Raw genomic sequence first — 3,703 nt, 5'->3', positions numbered from 1 at the left:
TCGCTCTTCCGGTGTCACGAACCTCAGCTTGCTGTGCTTGTGTTCGGTGTTGTACCAGTTCACGAAGCCACCCACCCAGCGCCGGGCATCCTCCAGGCTCTTAAAGCCCGATGAGGGCCATTCGGGCCGGTATTTCAGAGTCTTGAACAGCGACTCGGCGAACGCATTGTCATTACTGACCCGGGGCCGACTGTAGGAAGGCAAGACGCCCAGCTCTTCGAGCTTCGCCTTCATGGTCTGGGCCTTCATCGGTGCACCGTTGTCAGAGTGCAGCACCAACGGTCGGTGGAGACATTTCTCCCGCAGTAGGCAGCGCTGCAACAGTTCGGCGGCATAGTCGCCGCTTTCAGCTTCGTAGACCTCGTACCCCACGATCTTCCGGCTGTACACGTCTTCAAACATATACAGGTAGTAGAACTGCCCACGAACGGTGGAGGCCAAGTAGGTAATGTCCCAACACCAGAGTTCACACGGGCCCTGGGCATGATGCGTTGTTGCTTCTCTTGAGCGTCGGGGAGCCAGACTCTGGCCTCGATGGCTCAACTGATTATGAGCTTTCAGGATCCGATAAAACGACGACTCAGAGGCCAGGTACAACCCTTCGTCCATCAGAGATGGCACGATCTGGGGTGGTGGCAAGCTTTGGTAACGAGCTGAGTTACAGGTCGACAGAATCCTCTGTTTCTCCTCTTCACTGAGCTTGTTCGCCGGTTCCGGACGAGGTGCCTCCGGGCGCTTATCTACTTGTACCGAACCTTCACGGAACCAGCGACGATAGGTGCGCAGGCCAATGCCTGCCTCATCACAGGCCCGGAACAACCGGGCTCCAGCACCTTTGGCTTCCTGGATCAGATCAATCATTTCCCTGCGCTCAGGGTCCGGGGTCAATCGTCCCCGCTGTCGTCCTCCCAGAGCGCATTCAGCTTTTTTCGCAGCACCAGTAACGCGGCCGTTTCAGCCAACGCCTTTTCCTTATGCCGCAGTTCCCGCTCCAGTTTCTTGATCTGCTTCTGGTCAGTCTGACTTTTCTTGCGAAGTTGTTTTTCTCGCTCGGCACTGCGCTGAAAGCCTTGCAGGGACTCTTCTTTCCAACGACGGACCTGCTCCGGGTAAAGACCTTTTTCCCGGCAATACTGGCTGAGTTCTTCTTCCGACAGCGTGGCTGTCTCTATCACAGTGGCAAGCTTGGCTTCTGCTGACCACTGCTCTGATCTGGCTTTGGATCCGGGCACAGGACGACCTTCTTCTCTGGCTAGTGTCCGCCAATTATAAAGGGTCTGATCCGAAATGCCTTCCGCCCTGGCCAGAGCCGCAACCGTCATGCTGTGGGGCGGGGACAATTTTGCCAGAACCGCCGCTTTACGTTCGTCCGAGTAACGAGGCACTATCAACACCTGAACCGCCCAACTGGTTAAAAATTAAGTAGTGCCAACTATCCTGCCAGAGGGGGACCACCAGAGACCGCCTGGTAGTAGCTCAACCTGGCCGCTAGCGTGCGGATGCTGTTATAGCCGGTCGTCCGGAAGATGAAGGTGCCAAGATCATCATCGTCACCGACCTTCACGTTCAGGCGGCCATACGGCTTGCACAGTCCACCCTTGCCGAACTCACACAACGTTGGCCCAGGGCACGGCAAAGACTGCACTCCTGATTGCGTCAGACGCTTACAGGTGTCGCCATTACCGACACACATGGGCCGCCCGCTTTTGCGGTCGAACATGGTGTACTCAGCCCGCAGATTCAAATCCGCATCGTTGAACAGCATGCGTACCGGGATGGTTCGCAGTTTGCCGTTGGGAGCATCCTTTCTGAGCTCCTCGTCCATGGGATGCAAAAGCCATCCTGCATCCTTCTCTTGAATCTGAGAGGTGATGGTGAACTGGTCGTCTTTCTGAGGAAGCCGGATGCCGTTCTTTTCAACAACCCGGCCAATGCTGATACGCCCCAACACGGGAGGCGTGATGGCTAAACCTTTAATCATGATATCTCTCCATTAAAAAGGACCACGGGGCACTCGTCACGCCCGCGTGGCCAATGAGGGTTTTATGCTTGAATGAGGAACCGACGACTGCCCGGCTTGGTGAGGGGGTATTGCTCCAGAAGCTCTGGCCGATCCTGCAGCAGTTGCTTCACATTGAGCCCGACGGAATCCTTGCTCCGTTTCCAGCTCACACTTCCGCTTAGGAAGGTGGCCTTTGAGGCTTCGCCCATCTGGCTTTCGATTCGCTGTTTCAGATGGGATTCGGTGGATTTGAGGCTTTCCATTTCCGAGCGGATGGCCAGCAGCTCGTCAAACGCATCCGACAGTTCCTTGCTTTGGCTGAAGTCCAGGGTCTCCCCTTGGTCCACTGGGTACAGATGACGCAGGGCACGTTCGGCAGAATCGGTACCGTCCACCGGTGGTGGCGTGTCCGTTTCCACGAAATCCCAGAATTGGCGCTCCAGCACATACAGTGCCTCGATCAGCTCCTCATTCCGGTCAATGCGGTAGATCTTGAGTTCCTGGCCACACAGCAGCACGCACACGTCTGCCGATTGTTTGCCGGTAACGGCCAGTTGGTGCTGGACCTGGCACTGGATGTAGTCCGGCACGCCCTCTTTCCAGAGTCGTGACCCGAACTCCCCGGCCGTTTTGCATTCCAAGATCTGAACGTCGTGATTTCCCACCACGGAGTAATCCAGGTTGGCCAGCATCCAATGCCTTTCGAGATCGGGATGCTGAAGCACGGCATTCACTCTTCGCACTTTGCGGCCCGTTTGCTGGCTGTACTGTTCGGCCACAATCGGTTCCAGGATGTGGCCCCAGTAGACCGGTGAAGTGGGATCGTCGGAATCCGGTTTCGGCAAACCCGCATCCCTGCCGGTTTTGACCATCCAGAGTTCTAGTTGGGACTGGTAAGGGTTCATGCCAACAGCGGCAGCGGCATCGCTACTGCCAATGCCCTGCTTGCGCACCTTCAGCCATTCGTCCCGGCTGAGGCCCTTGGTGGAGACAAGGCGCAATGCCGGTCGTTGTTTCTGAATTGTGTTCGCACTCATGCCCATGGTGTTTTCCTCCAGACATAAAAAAAGCCCACCAGAGCATCAGGCTCCGGTGGGCTTTATGGCGGTTTTGAGATTTGTGGGATTGGCTCAGGCCACGAGTGACATGGCCTGTTCTAATGCACGATTCTTGACAGCAGCACCGGTTCCGAACCAGGCCGAGTCCAACCGGTGGTCCACGGTTTTCGCCCGGCGTTGGTGATCGATGAATTCCGTTACCGCATTCAACAGGCCATAGGCCGTGCCTTCTGAGGATGCCAAGTTTGCACCCATGCCCTCGCCTTCATACAACCCCAGAGCCTTCGCCATGGAGCGTTCGTTGGTTTTGCCTACGCCAGCGCCGGAATCATCGGTGAACACCTTGAGGAAATAGTTCCTGGCCTCTGTGGTTTTCACCTTCCGTTCGCTCAAGGTCTTCAGGCGGTACATGAAGTCGTCCCAGGCGGAGACCGAGATGCCCAGCTGCTTCTTCACCAGATCCGCATCAAAGGCCGTGTTGTGCTTCACCTTGACGGCGGTGGCGGTGGAGCCCTTCAGAGCGACGGCCAGAGTGTTGTTACATACAACACGAATACTCGTGAACTGAGCTGTCGTGGCCATGGTGCCGTCACAGGCGGTGGCCAGCAGCACGTAGGCATTGGTCTGGTCGTTGCCCTTGAGC

General features: G+C 56.6%; 2 protein-coding genes and 2 pseudogenes. All 4 read right to left on the bottom strand.

Annotated elements, in window-relative coordinates:
- Nucleotides 1–1,385: pseudogene (locus tag VJ956_RS14925) on the bottom strand (IS3 family transposase); the annotation flags it as partial.
- 68 nt (nucleotides 1,386–1,453) lie between these two features.
- Nucleotides 1,454–1,981 (bottom strand): annotated as a pseudogene (locus VJ956_RS14920) (hydrolase or metal-binding protein); the annotation flags it as partial.
- Between the two features lie 62 nt (nucleotides 1,982–2,043).
- Nucleotides 2,044–3,045 carry a lambda-exonuclease family protein gene (locus VJ956_RS14915; protein WP_324085832.1) on the bottom strand — a complete coding sequence of 334 codons (1,002 nt, stop codon included), beginning with the start codon at nucleotides 3,043–3,045 and terminating at the stop codon, nucleotides 2,044–2,046.
- A gap of 87 nt (nucleotides 3,046–3,132) precedes the next feature.
- The coding region (locus tag VJ956_RS14910; protein WP_324085831.1) for a DUF932 domain-containing protein at nucleotides 3,133–3,703 on the bottom strand (571 nt) is incomplete at its 5' end.

Source organism: Marinobacter sp., assembly GCF_035268745.1.
In the GTDB taxonomy this organism is placed as follows: domain Bacteria; phylum Pseudomonadota; class Gammaproteobacteria; order Pseudomonadales; family Oleiphilaceae; genus Marinobacter.
Note: the sequence above shows the minus strand (reverse complement) of the source record. Positions and strands in the feature narration are given on the sequence as shown.

Bases quoted from the DNA above. Each gene is read 5' to 3' on its own strand.
- VJ956_RS14915 (WP_324085832.1), bottom strand. From the start codon at position 3,045: ATGGGCATGAGTGCGAACACAATTCAGAAACAACGACCGGCATTGCGC.